The sequence below is a fragment of the Rhodoplanes roseus genome (assembly GCF_003258865.1).
GTDB lineage: Bacteria > Pseudomonadota > Alphaproteobacteria > Rhizobiales > Xanthobacteraceae > Rhodoplanes > Rhodoplanes roseus.
The window spans coordinates 1-283 of the sequence record NZ_NPEX01000762.1; the positions used below are offsets into that span (position 1 = coordinate 1).

A 283-nucleotide genomic window follows, 5' to 3' on the forward strand; every position below is an offset into this window, starting at 1 on the left:
CTCGTCCTTTTCGTCGGATTCCACCTCCTCGAGCATGGCCGCGATCGAGGCGAGCCCGAGATTGGAGGAGCCGAGCGCCGGATCGCACCAGCGCTCGACGTTGAAGCGGATATGATCGGCGATAAGCTCCTCGCCGTTGTGCCAGCGCACACCGCGACGAAGGTAAAACGTCCATTCGGTCAGATCGTCGGAGACTTCCCAACTTTCCGCCAGCATCGGGTGGGTGACGTTGTCCGCCGTCGTATAGGCGAGATATTCGAGAATATGCCGGGTCTGGTTGGAT

1 protein-coding gene is annotated in these 283 nt (G+C 60.1%); it reads right to left on the minus strand.

Annotated features, from left to right (window positions below; translation table 11 throughout):
* The coding region (locus tag CH341_RS32300; protein WP_245431351.1) for an ABC transporter substrate-binding protein at positions 1-283 on the minus strand (283 nt) is incomplete at both ends.